This is a genomic window from Clostridium pabulibutyricum, from assembly GCF_058242705.1.
In genome coordinates this window covers 27,001-44,819 of the sequence record NZ_JBZAYZ010000013.1, presented here as the reverse complement: position 1 = coordinate 44,819, position 17,819 = coordinate 27,001, and the positions used below count along the sequence as shown (strand labels likewise).

Below are 17,819 nucleotides of genomic sequence, written 5' to 3'. Positions count from 1 at the left end.
CTCCTCCAATTAACTTTATAATAAAAATTTGGTCTTCACAATTAAAGCAACCCTAACTCCACCATAACTTTATTTACACTTAGCTTGTTTTTTTGATCTAGTGGCATTGCTGGTAAAATCTCAAATTTATCTTCTCCGATAACTCTAAAATAAGCTGCCTGTTTGCAAGCCAAATATATAGGTTTACTAAAATCGTATATTTTCATGGCATCTTTCATTTTCAATGCATACTCTTTACACTTTTTCATATTTCCTTCAGTAAATGACTTATATGTATTAACTGTAAACTCTGGGGCAAAATTCGCCGTTGCATTAATAAATCCATCCGCTCCACTGTCTAAAGCATCATACGCCAAATTTTCATATGCTGCATATACTATAAAATCCGGTTTTACATCTTTAACTGTAATAATAGATTTAATATGCTCCAAATCATTTAGCGATTCCTTGATTCCAACAACATTCTCATTATTGGTTACAATCTGCTTAACAACATCGGCGTTAAAATTATATCCGCTTAAATCAGGTATATTGTATATAATAATTGGTAAATTAGTGTATTTTCCAATCTTATTATAGTAGGCAATTATCATCTTGTCATCATATACATTAAAATATGGGTTTACTACTAAAATAGCATCAACTTCCAATTTTTCAACATATCTTATCATGTCAAGTGTATCTTGTAAGGCACATTCTCCAACTCCTACAATAACCTTTGTTCTATCTTTTACATAAGGAATGATTATATCAAGAAATTCTTTTTTTTGTTTTATTGTCATAGATGAAAATTCACCTGACGTGCCAAGATAAGTAATTCCATCCACTCCACTTTTTATGAGAAAATCTGCCTGCTTCTTATTTGCTTCCTTATCAATATTACCTTCTTTATCAAAAATAGATATTATTGGGGGATAAACCCCTTTTAAATTAACCATCTTGCTCCTTCTTCCTAATCAAATTATTTTATATCACCAAGCTGATATGATAATAAACGTGAAACTTCCAACATTTTTTTGATAACATGTTTTTCTTTGGCCAGCATCCTCTCTTTTGGTCCAGAGGCACTCAATGCAGCAATAACCTGTTTTGAAGAATTAAAAATTGGAACTGCAATACAATAAAGTCCCTCCTCAATTTCTTCATTATCCACTGCATATCCTTGTTTTTTAAACGTATTTAACTGACTTATCAGCCCCTCTTTAGAGGTTACTGTATTATCCGTAAACTTATTAAATTCAATGCTCTCTAAAATTTCTGCTTTTTTGTCATTTTCCATAAATGTAAGGAAAACTTTTCCAAGTCCTGTACAATAAATAGGTTTACTACTGCCAATATCAGCATTTGTAGTCACTGTTTTACCACTAGTTTCTTTCGCAATATAAATAATCTCTTCTTTAGACAAAATTGCCATAAAAATTGTTTCTTCTAATTCTTCCATAGTATTTTTCAATAAAGGCTGTGCTATTTTGTTAATGTCCATATTTGAAGATACACTAGCTCCCAATTGAATTAATCTTGGTCCAAGTGTATAACGTTTCATTTCATCAATATACAGATAATCATTATCCAAAAGTGTCTTTACTAATGCGTATGTACTACTAGGTGCATACCCTAATCCATTACTAATTTCATTAATTGTTTGACCATTTGAATATTTAGCTAAGTACTCAAAAATTCTTAAAACTCTTTCAGCAGATTTTACAGACATAATTATCATCCCTTCACATTATTCATATATGTATATATAGTTCATACATATATATTGTAATTTACAATTTTAATTCAATATTGTCAATTAATCAACATTATTAAATTTTTTTCGGATAATGTGAAAGGACTATATTTAAAAATAAATCATTTTGTTTCTAAACAATTTATATCTTATATTCTTTGACCCTTTTTTATTTCAATCAATCCATGTTCTCTATTGAGAGTTACACCAAATCCTGGTTTGTCTCTTACTATAAGCTTACCATTTGTAGGTACTTGCTCATCCAACAACAGAGGATAAAATTGTGGAATAACAGCATCTGCATCCGGACTCATAATTAAGTATTCAGTAAATGGTGAATTGGTCTGGGATGTTACAAAATGATGTGAATAAGGCCCTGAACCATGAGGAACCACCATCTTTCCATAAGCTTTTGCCATGTCACCAATCTTCTTCAATTCCGTCATTCCTCCGCACCAAGTAACATCCGGCTGAATTATATCAATATCACACATCTCCATTAACATTCTAAATCCATATCTTGTAGCCTCATGTTCTCCTCCACTTACCATCATGTTGTTAGGTGCAGCTGCTTTTAAATCTCTATAAGCCCAATAATCATCAGGATTGAAGCACTCCTCTATCCATTTGAGATCGTATTCTGATGACCTTTGCATAAGTTTCTTAGCATATGGAAGATCTAATGCCATCCAGCAATCCCACATCAACCAAAAGTTATCACCGCATTCTTGTCTATACTTAGCTAATCGTTTTATGTTTTTCTCCAAGCCTTCTTCTCCATCTGCCTGCCCATATATTAATGGTAGCTTTCCACCTATAAATCCTTTCTTTTTAGCAAGATCAGGTCTAGGACCAGTTGCATAAAAATTTAATTCATCCCTAACTTTTCCTCCAAGCATAGCATATACCGGTTCTTGTCTTAACTGTCCAAGTAAATCCCAAAGAGCCAAGTCAACTGCTGAAATAGCATTCATGACAACTCCCTTACGTCCATAATACATAGTGGATTTATACATTTGATCCCAAATTTTTTCTATGTTTTCAACAGGCTGACCTACTACAAACCTGTCTAAGTGATTCATAACTATCCAAGCTGCTGGATATCCTCCCGTTGAAACCGCAAATCCTACAACACCATTATCAGCCTCTACTTCTACTACTAATGATTTTAGTGCATTAATTCCAAAACTTGTTCTTGTCATTTTATATTCAGGATAAACACTCATCGGCGTGGCTATTTGATTAACTATCCAATGTTCTTGTTTTTGATCGTGATAATCTGCACCGCCCCCTTCTACAACATATGCCCTTATTTCCTTTATTTTTCTTCCCATTGTCCCAAATTCCATATAAAAACACTCCTTTTTTTAATTATATTTTAAGCTTTTGAACCTGCTTCATTATTTTTTTCTATCGGTACTATTATTGTTAGTCCAAAAGCTATAATCAACAGTATTATTAATACATATAAACCTGCGGATGTACTAATTGCAGTTATAAGAAATCCCACTGCATAAGGTCCAATAAATGAGCCAAGTCCACCAATTATATTAATAACTCCTCGTGATTGAGCCGCCATGTCAGATTCAAATATTTGAGCCGGTATTGTCCAAAATACACTATTAGCTGAGTATATAAAGAATCCACAGCCTGCTATGAATATAAAGGAAATCAGCGGATTATTTGCTTTAAACTGTATCGATATAAACAGAAATATTGCAAATCCAATCATCGGCAATGCCGTATATTTTTTTCTATTCATAGTTTTATCTGATTTTTTTGAAAAATAAAGCAATCCAAATATTGCGATTATATTAGGTATGGTAGATAACAATCCTATTCCTGTCATTCCGCTTTTACTTACACCCTGTATAATCTTTGGTAACCATAGTGAATATCCGTATATGCCAGCTTGATAGCATCCATAAATTATACACAAAACCCATAACAACTTACTGCTTACAACCTTTGAAAGTGGTATTTTTCTCACAGTCTTTGTCCCACTTAACTCTAACTGTTCTTTTTCAAGACACTCCTCTATATATTCTCTTTCTTCTTTACTTATCCATCTAGCATCTTTAGGGTGATCCGCAACAAGTGGAAACCATATAAATAAAAGAACTATAGCAATTGCCCCTTCAATTATAAATACATACCTCCAACTGAATGCTGACACTATAAACCCTGATAAAGGACCTGTTATAATTGAAGCTATCGGTGCATTCATCATAAAAACTGCATTGGCTCTTCCTCTTTCATGTACCGGAAACCAATGACTTATGATAGTCAATATGGCAGGCCAAACTCCACCTTCTGCTATACCAAGTAAAAATCTAATAATAAGTATTTGATATGTATTTTGACAAATTCCAGATAAAGCAGCAAGGGCACCCCATGCAACTATAGTACATGCTATAAACTTTTTTGCACTTGCCCTTTCAGCTATCCTGCCTCCCGGTATCTGCAAAAACATATATCCAAAGAAAAAAATTCCAGATGCCAAACCAGCAATTGTGGCAGTCATGCCCAAATCTTTATCCATACCACCTGCAATAGCAAAGCTAATATTTGTACGATCCATAAATGCAACTATATATACCAGTACCAATGGTGGAAGTATATGCAACCATCGTCCGTTAGGAACTACTTTTTCAACATGGTCTCTCATTCAATAAACCCCTTTCAATATTAATTCATAAATAGATTGATTTATACCCTAATCGTTTTCTCAAACTTCAATACAAATGTCCCATCTTAAATTCACATACAACTTTTTAATCCTGCGGCCGCAATTCATATATATGAATTTAATTTATATATATGTCATACTCTAAAAATATCATCTTTTTTTACTATTGTCAACTATATTTTAAAAACGTATACATATTTAAAAGCTAAAAATGGCTCTGTTTAAACAGAGCCATAAAAAAATATTTGATATTATTGTGCGCTTATAGTATCAACAATAGACATTTTTCGTATTCGTTTTGCTGGACTATAAACCGCAATAATCGATGATATACTTACAATTGACACTATCACTGCCATCATTCCAATAGGAACCTGCCAAACATCCCCCCAATGAGCTGTCACCATTTTTTCAAACAATATTTTATTCAGCGGAAAACCTATTAAACATCCTACCACACTTCCTGCAATAGAGTAGGTTAATGCCTCGGCTGTAATCATATTTACAAGTTGCCGGCTACTCATGCCAATAGCTCTCATAGCACCGTATTGTCCTGTACGTGCCGTAACACTCATGGAAATACTGTTTACAATATTAAAAATTGTTATAAGCACAATAACAACCAAAAATCCATATATAAACAGAGCCATGGAATAAAACGCTCCTCTTCCCTCTCTATTGCTGGCACGCCTATCGGAAAATTGCACATTTGACGATCCTACAAGAGATCGGATAGAATCCACATCGCTATCTGTTGCCTTATTCGTTAATTTAACATCAATTACCGTATAATGCGTTTCACCTGTCAATTTTCTAAATGTATCTTCCGAACAAATAACTGTTGTTACTCCTTTTACATCATTAAAAGGACTAGAGGAAAGCAACCCAGCCACTGAAATTTCTTTTTGTTGATCTCCAAAGTTTAGTTGAATTTCACTTCCAACTTTTAGAGCAGTGTCAGAATTATAAACCACAAGTACCTTGTTATTTTTCCCTTTCACATCATCAACAGATCCCTTTAATAAACTGGATTTTGCCCACAAGAATTGATTTTCTTCATAGGAAATAAGATTGATTTTCTTGTTTTGTCCATTTGACTTAATTGGAATATTACAGACAGCCATTCGCCCATAAACTTTTGAGACCTTCGAATTGTCCTTAAGTTGTTTTACAATTCTGTGAGACAATGAATTAGTCTGATTTTTGCTTCCGAAAGAAATATCCGGTGTCCATGGCTTTAGCGGCCTCACCGCATGGTTCATAAAATCAATGGTAGCTGAAAAACAAAGAAACAAAACTATACTCATAGAAAAAGAGCCCAACATCAATAAAAAGTTCTTTTTACTGGACACAGCATGATGGATGCCAAGCGCAGTATCAATTTTAAAAATGCTAGTATTGGCCGCCCTGCGTGTTGACTCAACTGAATTTATATTTCCCGAAACCGCAGCTAGAGGTGACACTCCTGCTGCTCTTTTAGCAGGAGACCTGACTGCCAAAAGAACCGTAAAAATTCCTACAGCCATACCACATAAAATGCCAATCCAGCTGATAGCAAAAGTAGGCATCTCAGCAAAATAACCCGGAGATAAAATCTTCAAAACGGCACACAATATCCATATTACAACACTTCCTATTCCTATTCCCAGAGGAACTGCCGTCTTGCACCATTGTAATCCTTCTTTTCGTACAAAACGCATAATCTGTTTTTTAGTTGCTCCAAGACATCGCATCATACCAAAGAATTCCGTCCTCTGCATAACATTGCTGTTCAAACTGCTTGCAAGCATAAGAACCCCTGCAATCATTACTATAACAAATAAAACAGCAGCGATTCCGTAAAGTCCAAGTACATAGTTCAAATCGCTTTGCCCTATAACTGCCATCAAATTTCCATTCTTCAAAACTTGCTTATTGGTAAGTTTATACTTTTTCGTAATATCTGCGATAACTTTTCCCATATTGCAATACCTGGAAAGTCTGATAATGTAATTACTTGTATATTCGCTTTTGGGAATTGAAGATTTAAAACCCTCTTTTGTTAAAAACAGGGCATACGAATCTTCCTTCAACAACTTTGACGTTCCCTCTACAAAACCAACAACAGAAAGTTTTACCGGCTGAAAATCAGTATTTTTCAGTATAATTGTATCTCCCTTGTGGATGCCCAAACCAAGTCTTGCATTTTGAGTTAAGGCAACTTCATTCTTTTTAGTTGGATAATTTCCCTCGATAACTTTCATGGGAAGAATATCATTTCTTACTTCTTCATCCATCCCTGCTACAGAAACTGATTTTTGTGAAACAGTATATTTAGCATTATTTTCTAAATAAGCATACCATCCAGAAGCCTTAATCTCAGGTCGAGTGGCAATCATTGACGCTGTTTCATCATTGATTCCAGAAAACATCACATGCCAGTTTCCATTGTTTTTAACCTCCTGCAATTCCTGGCTTCTCATCTCCATATCAGCCATCCCAAAAATTGTAGTTACCAAAAACACTGCAAGTACAATACAAATTCGTGTCATTTTGCTCTGCTTTTTATGAATTTTATCCGAAATGGGCACAAGATCAAGATAACTTTTCATTCTCTTTTCCTCCCAGATCTGTAAGAATTCCATCCGACACCCGAAGCACACGATCCACCGAAGCCGTCAAATTATTATTATGGGTAATCATCAAAATAGTCTGTTTTGAATGGTGTGAAGCTTTAACCAGTAAATCCATAACATCCTGACTATTTTTGCTGTCAAGATTTCCAGTAGGCTCATCAGCAAGTATCAGCTTCGGCCTTGTAATAAGCGCCCTGCCAATTGCAACTCTCTGCTGCTGCCCTCCAGATAACTGGCTTGGCAAGTGATTTCTACGGTTTTTCAGACCTAATACTTCTAAAATTTCATCAACTTCCGACTTCTCCACTCTTCCGTAATCAAGAAGAATGGGAAATATTATGTTTTGCTCAACCGTCAATTCGGAAACCAACTGAAAGGATTGAAATACAAAACCAATATTTCGCCTTCTGAAAATTGTACGCTGCTCCTCTTTCATAGAAAACAAATCTTTTCCATCAATATATATATTCCCAGAAGTTGGGGTATCCAAAGCTCCTATACAGTTCAGCAATGTGCTTTTACCTGAACCAGATTCACCAACTACCGCTGCAAATTCTCCCTGTTTTAATGTAAAAGAAACATCTTGCAGTGCATTAATTTTGCTTTCACCTCTACCGTAAATTTTAGATAAATGCTGTACTTTTAGAATTTCCATAATCAAAGTACCTCCTTTTCTAAAAGAATATCAAACTCACCTTACAATCTGGTGAATAACAGCTTACATTTCTGTAAGGAAGGAGATAATAAAAACAGCACCTTCATGCAAAGTACTCTGAACAGATATAATACCTCCCTGTCCCTCGATAATTGACTTTGCAAGTGACAAACCAAGCCCAATGCCTTGCGTATCCAAAGACTTTTTACTTCGATAAAACCTCTTGAAAATATGGTGCAGATCCTCCGGTAGAATTCCCGTACCATTATCGGATATAAAAATTCGAATCATTGCAGGAGTTCGATTCCACGAAATATGTACTTCCCCACCTGAGCCTGTATGGTCCAGGGCATTCTTTACAATGTTTCCAATAGCTTCATTCGTCCACTGCCTGTCACAAGTAATTGTTTCTTTATAGGACCCGTCTATTATAATTTTCTTTCTCTCATTTTTCGCCCGTGTTGTCAGCTCGCAAACAGCCTCAGAAATCAATTCCGATACACTGCAGCTGCGCTTTTCAAATACAATACTCTCAGCATCCAGTCGAGTAATTTTTAACATGGATTGAATAAGCTCTTTCATACGTTTCAGTGACAGCTCGGTTTTTTTAGAATACTTTTTTACCGTTTCAATATTACCAGGCTCATCGAAAATAATTTCATTGTACATAGACAAAGCCGCAAGTGGGGTTTTTAGCTGATGTGATATATCGGAAATTGTCTTTTTTAAAAACTCCTTCATATTATGTTCTGCTTCATTTTTTGATTGTAATGTTGTGGAAAGTTGGTCAATGGAAGTGAAAAGACGGTATATAGTTCCTTCTTTCATCTGAGGCATATGACATGAAAAATCTCCTTCTGTAAATCTGTCAATTACTTTTAATGCCTGTTTATAAAGCTCTTCTCTCTTCCATAAAAAATTAAAGATTTCAGCAAAAAGTAGTACTAATAAAAACACCGCCATAAAAAACATGGCGCGTACTGTTACTTGCTCAAACTTACCAACATACGGAAGAAATCTTATGGATGTGTATTTTGTTACGCCAATAGTAGAAATAAGTTCAGTTCCCGCTCTACTTTTTGTTGTACTTGTAACAGCCTTGGCAATAACATCTTTTGGAATACCCTGCTCTAAAAGAGAAGTTGCAATGGAACTGTCGTGCAATAGAAATGCCTCCTGCACAGTCTTTGTCTGTATTACATTTACTACAGCACTTGAAGCGAAAAACAAAATTACAAAGAAAATCAAAAAAATGCAAAGATGCCTTACCTGTTTATCAGCATAAAAATTCATATACATACCTCTTTCCATTCATATCCAAATCCTCGAACCGTTATTAAATGTTCAGGTTGTGATGGATCAACTTCAATTTTTTCTCGAAGTCTCCGCACATAAACTGAAAGAGTATTATCATCTACAAAATCACAATTACTATCCCATAATTGATTTAAAATACTGCTGCGTGTTATTACTCGATTAGCGTTTCTCACTAGCAAACATATAAGACGATACTCTGCACTGGTTAAATCAAGTAACTTCCCTCGTAGCAAAACCTGACTTCCCAGAAAATCAATTGAAATATCCCCACATTTTATGACAGTGCTATTACTTTTATTTGATGCTTTTGTTCGACGCAGTAAAGCACGAATTCTTGAGCATAATTCTCCAAGTTTAAAGGGCTTTGTCACATAATCGTCGCCACCGCTGTCCAATCCTCTGATAACATTAACTTCTTCATCAGAAGCCGTCAAAAATATGATTGGTATCTCACTGCCTTGTTTCCTTACTCTTTCGCAGAATTCAAAACCCGTTCCATCCGGCAAAGTCACATCAAGAATCAATAAATCATACATCTGAATCTCAGGCAGACATCCTGCGGCTTCATCTACAGTACGAACAATATCGATTTCAAAGCCATTGCGCTTTAAAGAATATTTCAATCCATCCAGCAAACTAATATCATCTTCTAAAATTAAAATTTTATTGTCCACAGTAGTATCTCTCCCTCTTACTATATTGATTACAGTATATTGACAAAAGAAAATAAAATCAATACTGTACCTAATATTGAAGATAAGATTTTCATATGATAAAATAAAAATATCATATTACTGACGGAAGTGGAATCAACCACATGAAGTATGAAAATTTATATGCCGACCGTCTGGGCAAGTGTCCAGACGATTGGCACTTTTTTATTGGAGGTTACTTTATATGGATGAATTACAATTACGTTATGGTTTAAATCCAAATCAAATTCCTGCCAGGATTTATGTTGATGATGGTAAATTGCCATTTTCAGTTTTGAATGGTAATCCCAGTTATATCAATATGTTAGATGGTCTGAATGGATGGCAATTAGTAAGAGAACTTAAGGAAGCTACTATGCTTGCTTCAGCAGCTTCCTTTAAGCATGTTAGTCCAGCTGGTGTTGGAACAGCAGTCCCTTTATCTGAATCACTCAACAAAGCTTATCATTTAAATAATGAAATTTTATCACCTCTTGCAACTGCTTATGCAAGAGCACGTGGAGCTGATCGCATGTCATCCTATGGAGATTTTATTGCATTATCCGATATATGTGATACACAAACTGCTATGCTTATAAGTAGAGAAGTATCTGATGGTATCATTGCACCATCTTACTCAGATAAAGCTTTAGAAATACTGAAAAAAAAGAAAAAAGGAACTTATGTTATTTTGCAAATAGATGAAGATTACACACCTAAAAATGTAGAAAAAAGACAAATATTTGGCATGAATTTTGAACAAGCAAGAAATACTGTAAAAATAACAGGAAAGTTGTTAGACAATATTCCTACTCTCAAAAAGAAAATACCCCAAGAATCCATTAATGATTTAATAATTGCACTAGTAACACTGAAATATACTCAATCCAATTCCGTATGTTATGTTCTTAATGGACAGACTATTGGCATAGGTGCCGGACAACAATCACGTGTTCATTGTACACGTTTAGCAGGTAATAAAGCTGATATTTGGCAGCTTAGACAGCATCCTAAAATTCTTTCACTCCCTTTTCGTAAAGAAACCAAACTAGTAAATCGTGACAATGCAATTGACATCTTACTAAATCATAAGCCTGAATTTATGATAGAAAATCAAAATTTAGAAAATCTTTTCACAAGAAGGCCACAAATACTCACATCTGAAGATAAAAAAGACTGGTTAAATAAAGTTAATGGAGTATCATTAGGATCAGATGCATTTTTCCCTTTTAGTGACAATATTGAAAGAGCTGTGAAAAGCGGTGTTTCTTATATTGCCCAAACTGGAGGCTCAATTAGGGATACAAATGTTATTGATACTTGTAATAGGTATAATATAGTAATGGCCCTGACCGGAATTAGATTATTCCATCATTAATTATATTTTTAAATGCAAAAATAGCGGCTGTAATTTATTTCTACAACCGCTTATACCTTGGTGCTCCCAAGAGGAGTCGAACCTCCGACCTCTTGATTACGAATCAATTGCTCTACCAACTGAGCCATGGGAGCACATTTTTAACATTATAAGTGTAACATTTACCAATTATGCATGTCAACCTGAAATTTATTCCAGACTAACTGAAACATATACCTTTTACTTACCCATCTTATTGAATCCAGTATACATAATACTCAAAATCCAAATAAAATTTTTGATTAAGTTCCTATAATTTCTAAATTTGATTAAATAACATTACATATTAAAATATAATTTGTTTATACTAAATTATATAACACATACTCTTGCTATTTCTTTATTTATTTCTAAATCATCATCTTATAGACTTTGACTTTCTTTGACTATAATTGTATTATAATAACTGTAATAAGAATAAAAAATATATCAGGAGGTTACTAAATATGTTTGATATGGTTCCATTTAGAAAAAATAATTCGTTAAGCAGAGGTTCGGATTTCGAAAATTTTGTTGATTCTTTCTTCAATAACAGTTTTTTCTCACCAATGAATATACATGGATTCGGCAATGGCTTTAAAGCCGATCTTAAAGAAACTGATGATGCATATTTTATAGAAGCTGATCTTCCTGGAATAAAAAAGGATGCAATTGCTGCTGAATATGACAACAATTATTTGACCATATCAGCTAAAAGAGCTGATACAAAACAAGAAGACAACGGAAAATTTGTGAGACGTGAAAGAAACTATGGTGAATTCAGACGAAGTTTTTATATTGATAATGTTGACAAAAACAATATATCCGCTTCATTTGAAAATGGTGTACTAAAAATCTCCCTTCCAAAATCTGAAAAAGGAACTCACAAAACCAATAAAATCGATATAAATTAAAATATATGCTGTACTGAAAAAATTTCTTTCAGTACAGCATATATTTTAATATTAAATCATATATCCTCTTGATGCACTACATCCAAATTACCAAATTTACTAAACTGACCAAGCCAGGCTAATTTTATAGTCCCAGTAGGACCATTTCTTTGTTTTGCAATTATACATTCAGCTACATTCTTGTCTTCCGTTTCTTTATCATAATACTCATCTCTATATAAAAACATTACAATATCAGCATCCTGCTCTATAGATCCTGATTCCCTTAAATCCGAAAGCATTGGCCTGTGATCCGTTCTCGCTTCAGGTGCACGTGAAAGCTGTGACAGTGCAATTATAGGACACTGCATTTCCTTTGCGAGCGCTTTAATTGATCTCGAAATTTCCGATACTTCCTGCTGCCTGCTTTCAGAGCCCCTGCTTCCGCTCATAAGCTGAAGGTAATCCACAACAATTAAATCTATGCCATGCTCTATTTTAAGCCTCCTGCACTTGGACCTCATTTCCATAATTGATATAGCCGCTGTATCATCTATAAAAATATCAGCTTCAGCAAGTGGTCCCGATGCTCTCGCGATATTTTCCCAATCCTTGTCACTTAGATTCCCAGTTCTCAAGTTCAACATATCAACATGTGCTTCAGAGCAAAGAAGTTTATATGCCAATTGTTCCTTTGACATTTCGAGAGAAAACATTGCAACCTTTTTTCCTTCTCTAAGTGCAGCATATTCAGCTATATTAAGAGCAAAGGTGGTTTTTCCCATAGACGGTCTGGCCGCTACAAGAACCATATCTCCTTTTTGAAACCCTGAAGTTTTGGCATCAAGTTCCCTGAATCCTGATGGAACTCCTGTAGCCTGACCTTTATTGTTAAAAAGTCGTTCTATTTCCAAAAAGCCTCTTTCAAGTACAACATTCATAGGTTCAAAATCCGATGTATCTCTGTCACTTGATAAATCAAACACAGATTTTTCCGCAGCATCAATTACTTTTACTACATCATCCTGACTTTTGTAACTTTCTTCTATAATTCCAGTACATGACCTAATCAGCTTTCTTAATGTAGACTTATCCTTTACAATTTTTATGTAAGACTGCAAATTGACAGTAGAGATAACCGATCCTCCAAGTTCACTTATATACGTTATTCCACCCGATGTTTCAAGTTTATCTCTCGACTTCAAGTCTTCAGTGAGAGTTATTATATCCACAGCTACATCCTTCTGATATAAACGCAGTATAGATTCAAATATAATCTTATGAGAATCTTTATAAAAGTCATCAGGCTTTAAAATTTCCATTGCCTGAGCTATGGAGTTTTTATCTACAAGCATAGAGCCAATTACACTCTGCTCGGCTTCTATATTGTGAGGCATGCTTTTTAAAGGTCCATCCATAAAATTATCTCTCCTAATATTTCATCAATTTACACTTGTTTAAACACTATATCCATAAGTTCTTCAATATCGGATACGGCTTTTACTTCTAAATCACCAATACCTTCAGGAACTTCCTTCAAATTGTCCTTCGGCATAACTATAAGCTTTATTCCTTTTCTTCTAGCTCCATAAACCTTCTCAAATATACCTCCTACAGGTTTTACTTTTCCCCTAAGAGATATTTCTCCAGTAATTGCTATATCCTGTCTTATAGGCCTATTTAAAATCGCACTAATTATGCATATGGTTATTGCTGCTCCAGCAGAAGGCCCGTCTATTCTTCCTCCCCCTATTGCATTTACATGTATATCATAATCTCCCATGTTCTTATCAGTCACTTTTCTTATTACAGATGCAGCATTAAATACTGAATCCTTGGCCATACTTCCTGCTGTATCATTAAATCTCAGTGTTCCTTTTCCACTTTCCCTGGAAGGAAATGCTACAGCTTCAATTTCTATTGTAGAGCCAATATATCCGCTCACTCCCAATCCATATACATGACCAACTTCATATTCTTTTCCCTGCTTATTCGCATTCTCAAAAGGTATGAGTCTGCTTATTGCCATTACTTTGTTTAAATCATCAAGTGAGATTTTTATATTATTGAAATTATCAAATATACCATTAAGACTCTTCTCATATAAAACATACCCATACACATCAGAAAGTATGTTTATAGCTTTTCTTCCCTCTATAGTATATCTGCTTATAAGTTCAGGAACACCATCTTCTAATTCTATATTCAATTTGTCAGCCGCATTTTTTACAATATTCTGTATGTCATAAACCGTAAGTGGTTCAAAATAAACTTCAGCACATCGCGATCTCAATGCCGGATTTATTTCAGAAGGCTCTCTTGTAGTTGCCCCTATAAGTATAAAATCTGCCGGTGCACCTTTTTCAAAGAGATACTTAACATATTTTGGTGTTCCTTCATCATCAGGATCATAATAAGATGAAGAAAATTCAACCCTTTTGTCTTCAAGAACCTTCAAAAGCTTATTTTGAAGCATATCATCAAGTTCTCCAATTTCATCAATAAATAGAATTCCTCCATGCGCTTCAGTTACAAGTCCGAGCTTTGGTTCAGGTGTACCAGTTTCTGCAAGATCTCTTTTCGTACCCTGGTATATAGGGTCATGAACTGATCCTAGAAGTGGGTTTGTGATTTCCCTGGGGTCCCATCTAAGCGTTGTACCGTCAACCTCTACAAACTTTGCATCTTTATTAAATGGAGTATATTTAATTTTTTTTGCTTCTTCCAGTGCAATTCTTGCAGCAGTAGTTTTACCTACTCCTGGAGGTCCATATAGTATTATATGCTGTGGATATGGAGAAGCTATTTTTGAAAGAATCGACTTTATCGCCCTATCCTGACCTACTATTTCATCAAAAGATTCTGGTCTTAAAAGTTCCTGTATATTTTTATTCAGTCTTTTAGAATCAAGTACCTGTAGCTCTGCATACTTTTTTAAAGTCTTGGCATTTTCAGGACCTTTCTGTTTTTTTATTATACCAAGTCTAACTTCATCCATATACTTGTTCTGTCTGTCAGCCAAATTTTTTTCAACCTGCTGTTCAATTTTATTTTTAACATATCTTCTCGTTAGAACATCTGCAAGCCATCTATCAGTATCTTCAAGAGCTTCGTCAATATTAGAATCATCGGGTATTTTTGAAATACCTCCTCCATTGCTGGCAATTCTATTTACAGCATATAATTTTTCATATATATTGCTACTGTTTATATACTTTTGGAGTTTATATGTTGAAATTCTCGACTTCTGGGTTCTATCATCGATTGCCTGAAGCATTATATCATAAAGCATATCAACCTGACTCTCCAGCGGTATTTTGTTTTCTTCTATATCTTTGTTTAACCCCTCAATAGACTGCAATTTCACAAGTTTTCCTCCTTATTTTTCTTCAATGACTACTTTAACTTTAGAAGATATTCCAGGATACAATTTTATTTCAATATCGTAATTTCCTATCTTCTTTATGGTATCCATAACTATTTTCTTTTTATCAACTTTTACATTAAATTTGTGACCTATTGCATCGGCTATATCTTTTCCTGTTATAGCACCAAATAGTCTTCCGTTTTCTCCACATTTAACCTGCAACTTTATTTCTTTTCCTTTAAGATCAGCAGCCAATTTTTGAGCGGCTTCTGTTTCTTCAAGTTTCTGTTTTCTTTCAGCTTCCTTTTTATTGTTCAATATATGAAGATTAGCGTCATTTGCCTCTTTTGCATATCCTTTAGGGAATAAAAAATTTCTTACGTATCCATCAGAAGCATTTACAACTTCACCCTTTTTTCCAAGCGCCTTTATGTCTTTATTCAATATAACTTTCATTATTTTGCTACCTCCTCTATATAATTATCAATTGCCGTTCTTAACTTCTCCAGTACATCATTTATGTCGGAACATTTGATTCTAGCACCTGCTATTGTCATATGCCCTCCGCCTCCCAATGATTCAAGTATTACCTGAACATTGACGTCTCCAAGAGATCTTCCGCTTATAAAAGCTTCATTTTTCACCTTGACAATTACAAAAGATGCACTAATCATTGTAATATTCAATAATTCATCCGCCGCCTGTGCAGCCAATACAGTGTCTTCAATATTATCAGGACATACTGCAATAGCAATATTATTATAAATCTGAGCAGAGCGTATAATTTCTGCCCTGTCCAAATACATTTTTAGATCATATGAGAAAAATTTCTTTATGTCGATCATATCTGCGCCTGCTTTTCTCAAAAACGATGCAGCTTCAAAAGTTCTGACACCTGTTTTAAAGTAAAAATTCTTTGTATCGACACAAATACCTGCAAGTAATGCCTCCGCCTCTATAACCTTGAGCTTTGGATTACCCTCTACATATGGAAACATCTCAGTAACCATCTCAGACGTAGAAGATGCATATGGTTCTATATAACTCAAAAGATTTTGATCAATAAAATCCAATGCCTTTCTATGATGATCTATAATAACTATTCTATCAAACTTTTCAACCAATTTCATGTCTTGAACATAACTTTTACTATGAACATCAACAATTATCAAAAGGCTATTCTCTCTTATATCCTCCACACAATTACGTCCATGGACAAAAGTATCTTTATAATCTGAATCCTGTTTTATTTTATTGAATATAGGTTTTATACTGGAATTTACATCATCCAAAACAATATGACATTCTTTTTTTAAACTTCTTACTATATTGCATATACCAATTCCTGAACCAAGACAATCAATATCAGGTTTTTTATGTCCAATAATAAAAACATTTTCACTTTCCTTTATTATTCCAACAAGAGCATGTGTGATGACTCTTGCCTTAACTTTTGTCCTCTTTTCAACTTCCTTTGTCTTTCCACCATAGAATAAAAACTTTTCGCCACTCTTTACAACCGCCTGATCTCCACCTCTGCTTAATGCAAGTTCCTTGGCTGACACTGAATAATCTTCATTCTCAAGAGGACTTTTTCCATCACGCCCTATTCCTATACTAAGCGTCATCGGAATACTATTTCCAAGTTTTATATTCCTTACTACATCCAATATATCAAATTTCTTTTTCATCTCGTCATTTATATATTTATTTTCAACTGTAAGTATATACTTATTAGACTCATACTTTCTCATCATTGCTTTCAACTGGTGTGCATATATATTTATAGTTCTTTCGACTTCTGCAATTATAAGTGGTTTTTCATTTTCATCAACAGTTTTAAGTACATCATCCAAATTATCTATTTCAATCAACATTGCAGCGGGCTTTTTTTGATCTATGGATTTTAATGTATATACAAGTTCTGTTACATCATAAAAATATAATAATATAATTTTATCATCACAATTCTCGGATGAATTTACACTGTTACTGTATATATCATAATATCTGTTGTCGAGTTCAACCTGTTTCAGCACCAAATTATTGTCTAACTGTTTCAATTTGAACTCTTTTATAAAGTTCCCTATATTGGTTTCAAGCATATTTCTTCCATCGACAGCCTTTGAAAACTTATCATTATACCACAAAACCTGTCCGTCACTTTTTATTACAACAAGTGGAAATGGCATTTGTACAATGGTGCTTTGAGTGGCCTTATCCAATTTCGAAGAAAAATCCTCAATAAATTTCTTCCATTTGTTCCTTCTTCTTTTTATATTCTTTACATTATATACTATAAGAACAACATACATGCTTGAAGCTATTACAGCAATTATTACGTGTTTATACAATAATATAACCATTATAAGTACTGCAATTATTATCATATAAATTTTATTATTCTTAATAAAATAGCTGTCATCACTCTCCATAATAAAAAAGCAAGCCTCCCAATTA

14 protein-coding genes, 1 tRNA gene and 1 riboswitch are annotated in these 17,819 nt (G+C 34.2%); of the genes, 2 read left to right on the top strand and 13 right to left on the bottom strand.

Annotation, left to right across the window (positions count from 1 at the left end):
* Nucleotides 1-41: 41 nt before the first annotated feature.
* From AC4CVH_RS12965 to AC4CVH_RS12930, 8 genes are all read right to left on the bottom strand, one after another.
* A complete protein-coding gene (locus AC4CVH_RS12965) occupies nucleotides 42-938 on the bottom strand; it encodes a dihydrodipicolinate synthase family protein (protein WP_490788165.1) in 897 nt (298 codons plus the stop codon).
* 23 nt (nucleotides 939-961) lie between these two features.
* On the bottom strand, nucleotides 962-1,711 hold the full coding sequence (locus tag AC4CVH_RS12960) for an IclR family transcriptional regulator (protein WP_490788164.1): 750 nt from the start codon (nucleotides 1,709-1,711) through the stop codon (nucleotides 962-964).
* Nucleotides 1,712-1,884: 173 nt separating this feature from the next.
* Nucleotides 1,885-3,084, bottom strand: coding sequence for an L-rhamnonate dehydratase (rhmD, locus tag AC4CVH_RS12955; protein WP_490788163.1), 1,200 nt, complete (start codon nucleotides 3,082-3,084; stop codon nucleotides 1,885-1,887).
* Between the two features lie 29 nt (nucleotides 3,085-3,113).
* Nucleotides 3,114-4,403, bottom strand: a complete 1,290-nt coding sequence (locus tag AC4CVH_RS12950; protein WP_490788162.1) for an MFS transporter — start codon at nucleotides 4,401-4,403, stop codon at nucleotides 3,114-3,116.
* Nucleotides 4,404-4,675: 272 nt separating this feature from the next.
* Nucleotides 4,676-7,015, bottom strand: coding sequence for an ABC transporter permease (locus AC4CVH_RS12945; protein ID WP_490788161.1), 2,340 nt, complete (start codon nucleotides 7,013-7,015; stop codon nucleotides 4,676-4,678).
* Entirely contained in the window at nucleotides 6,999-7,694 is a 696-nt protein-coding gene (locus AC4CVH_RS12940; RefSeq protein ID WP_490788160.1) for an ABC transporter ATP-binding protein, read from the bottom strand. The genes AC4CVH_RS12945 and AC4CVH_RS12940 overlap by 17 nt, the downstream gene beginning before the upstream one ends.
* Nucleotides 7,695-7,757: 63 nt before the next feature.
* Complete coding sequence (locus AC4CVH_RS12935) at nucleotides 7,758-8,987, bottom strand: sensor histidine kinase (protein ID WP_490788159.1); 1,230 nt, start codon at nucleotides 8,985-8,987, stop codon at nucleotides 7,758-7,760.
* The gene (locus AC4CVH_RS12930) at nucleotides 8,984-9,685 is read right to left on the bottom strand and encodes a response regulator transcription factor (protein WP_490788158.1); all 702 of its coding nucleotides are present in this window, start codon (nucleotides 9,683-9,685) and stop codon (nucleotides 8,984-8,986) included. The genes AC4CVH_RS12935 and AC4CVH_RS12930 overlap by 4 nt, the downstream gene beginning before the upstream one ends.
* 106 nt (nucleotides 9,686-9,791) lie before the next feature.
* Nucleotides 9,792-9,871, top strand: a riboswitch (ZMP/ZTP riboswitch).
* 37 nt (nucleotides 9,872-9,908) lie between these two features.
* Between AC4CVH_RS12930 and AC4CVH_RS12925 the strand changes: the two genes are divergently transcribed.
* Nucleotides 9,909-11,081 carry a phosphoribosylaminoimidazolecarboxamide formyltransferase gene (locus AC4CVH_RS12925; RefSeq protein WP_490788157.1) on the top strand — a complete coding sequence of 391 codons (1,173 nt, stop codon included), beginning with the start codon at nucleotides 9,909-9,911 and terminating at the stop codon, nucleotides 11,079-11,081.
* A 58-nt stretch (nucleotides 11,082-11,139) separates the two neighbouring features.
* Here the strand turns inward: AC4CVH_RS12925 and AC4CVH_RS12920 are convergent.
* Nucleotides 11,140-11,215: transfer RNA gene (locus AC4CVH_RS12920), tRNA-Thr, on the bottom strand.
* A 351-nt stretch (nucleotides 11,216-11,566) separates the two neighbouring features.
* Here AC4CVH_RS12920 and hsp18 point away from each other — a divergent pair.
* Nucleotides 11,567-12,013 (top strand): heat shock protein Hsp18, encoded by a 447-nt coding sequence (gene hsp18, locus AC4CVH_RS12915; protein ID WP_490788156.1) that lies wholly within the window; start codon nucleotides 11,567-11,569, stop codon nucleotides 12,011-12,013.
* Between the two features lie 56 nt (nucleotides 12,014-12,069).
* On the opposite strand, the gene AC4CVH_RS12910 is transcribed toward hsp18, so the two are convergent.
* Genes AC4CVH_RS12910 through AC4CVH_RS12895 form a run of 4 tightly spaced genes read right to left on the bottom strand, consistent with a single transcriptional unit; the run spans nucleotide 12,070 to nucleotide 17,794 of the window.
* Nucleotides 12,070-13,410 carry a replicative DNA helicase gene (locus AC4CVH_RS12910; RefSeq protein WP_490788155.1) on the bottom strand — a complete coding sequence of 447 codons (1,341 nt, stop codon included), beginning with the start codon at nucleotides 13,408-13,410 and terminating at the stop codon, nucleotides 12,070-12,072.
* Nucleotides 13,411-13,439: 29 nt separating this feature from the next.
* On the bottom strand, nucleotides 13,440-15,359 hold the full coding sequence (lonC, locus tag AC4CVH_RS12905) for a Lon family ATP-dependent protease (protein WP_490788154.1): 1,920 nt from the start codon (nucleotides 15,357-15,359) through the stop codon (nucleotides 13,440-13,442).
* 12 nt (nucleotides 15,360-15,371) lie between these two features.
* Nucleotides 15,372-15,815, bottom strand: a complete 444-nt coding sequence (gene rplI / locus AC4CVH_RS12900) for a 50S ribosomal protein L9 (RefSeq protein ID WP_490788153.1) — start codon at nucleotides 15,813-15,815, stop codon at nucleotides 15,372-15,374.
* Complete coding sequence (locus tag AC4CVH_RS12895; RefSeq protein WP_490788152.1) at nucleotides 15,815-17,794, bottom strand: DHH family phosphoesterase; 1,980 nt, start codon at nucleotides 17,792-17,794, stop codon at nucleotides 15,815-15,817. Before AC4CVH_RS12895 ends, rplI begins: the two co-directional genes overlap by 1 nt.
* Nucleotides 17,795-17,819: the final 25 nt, after the last annotated feature.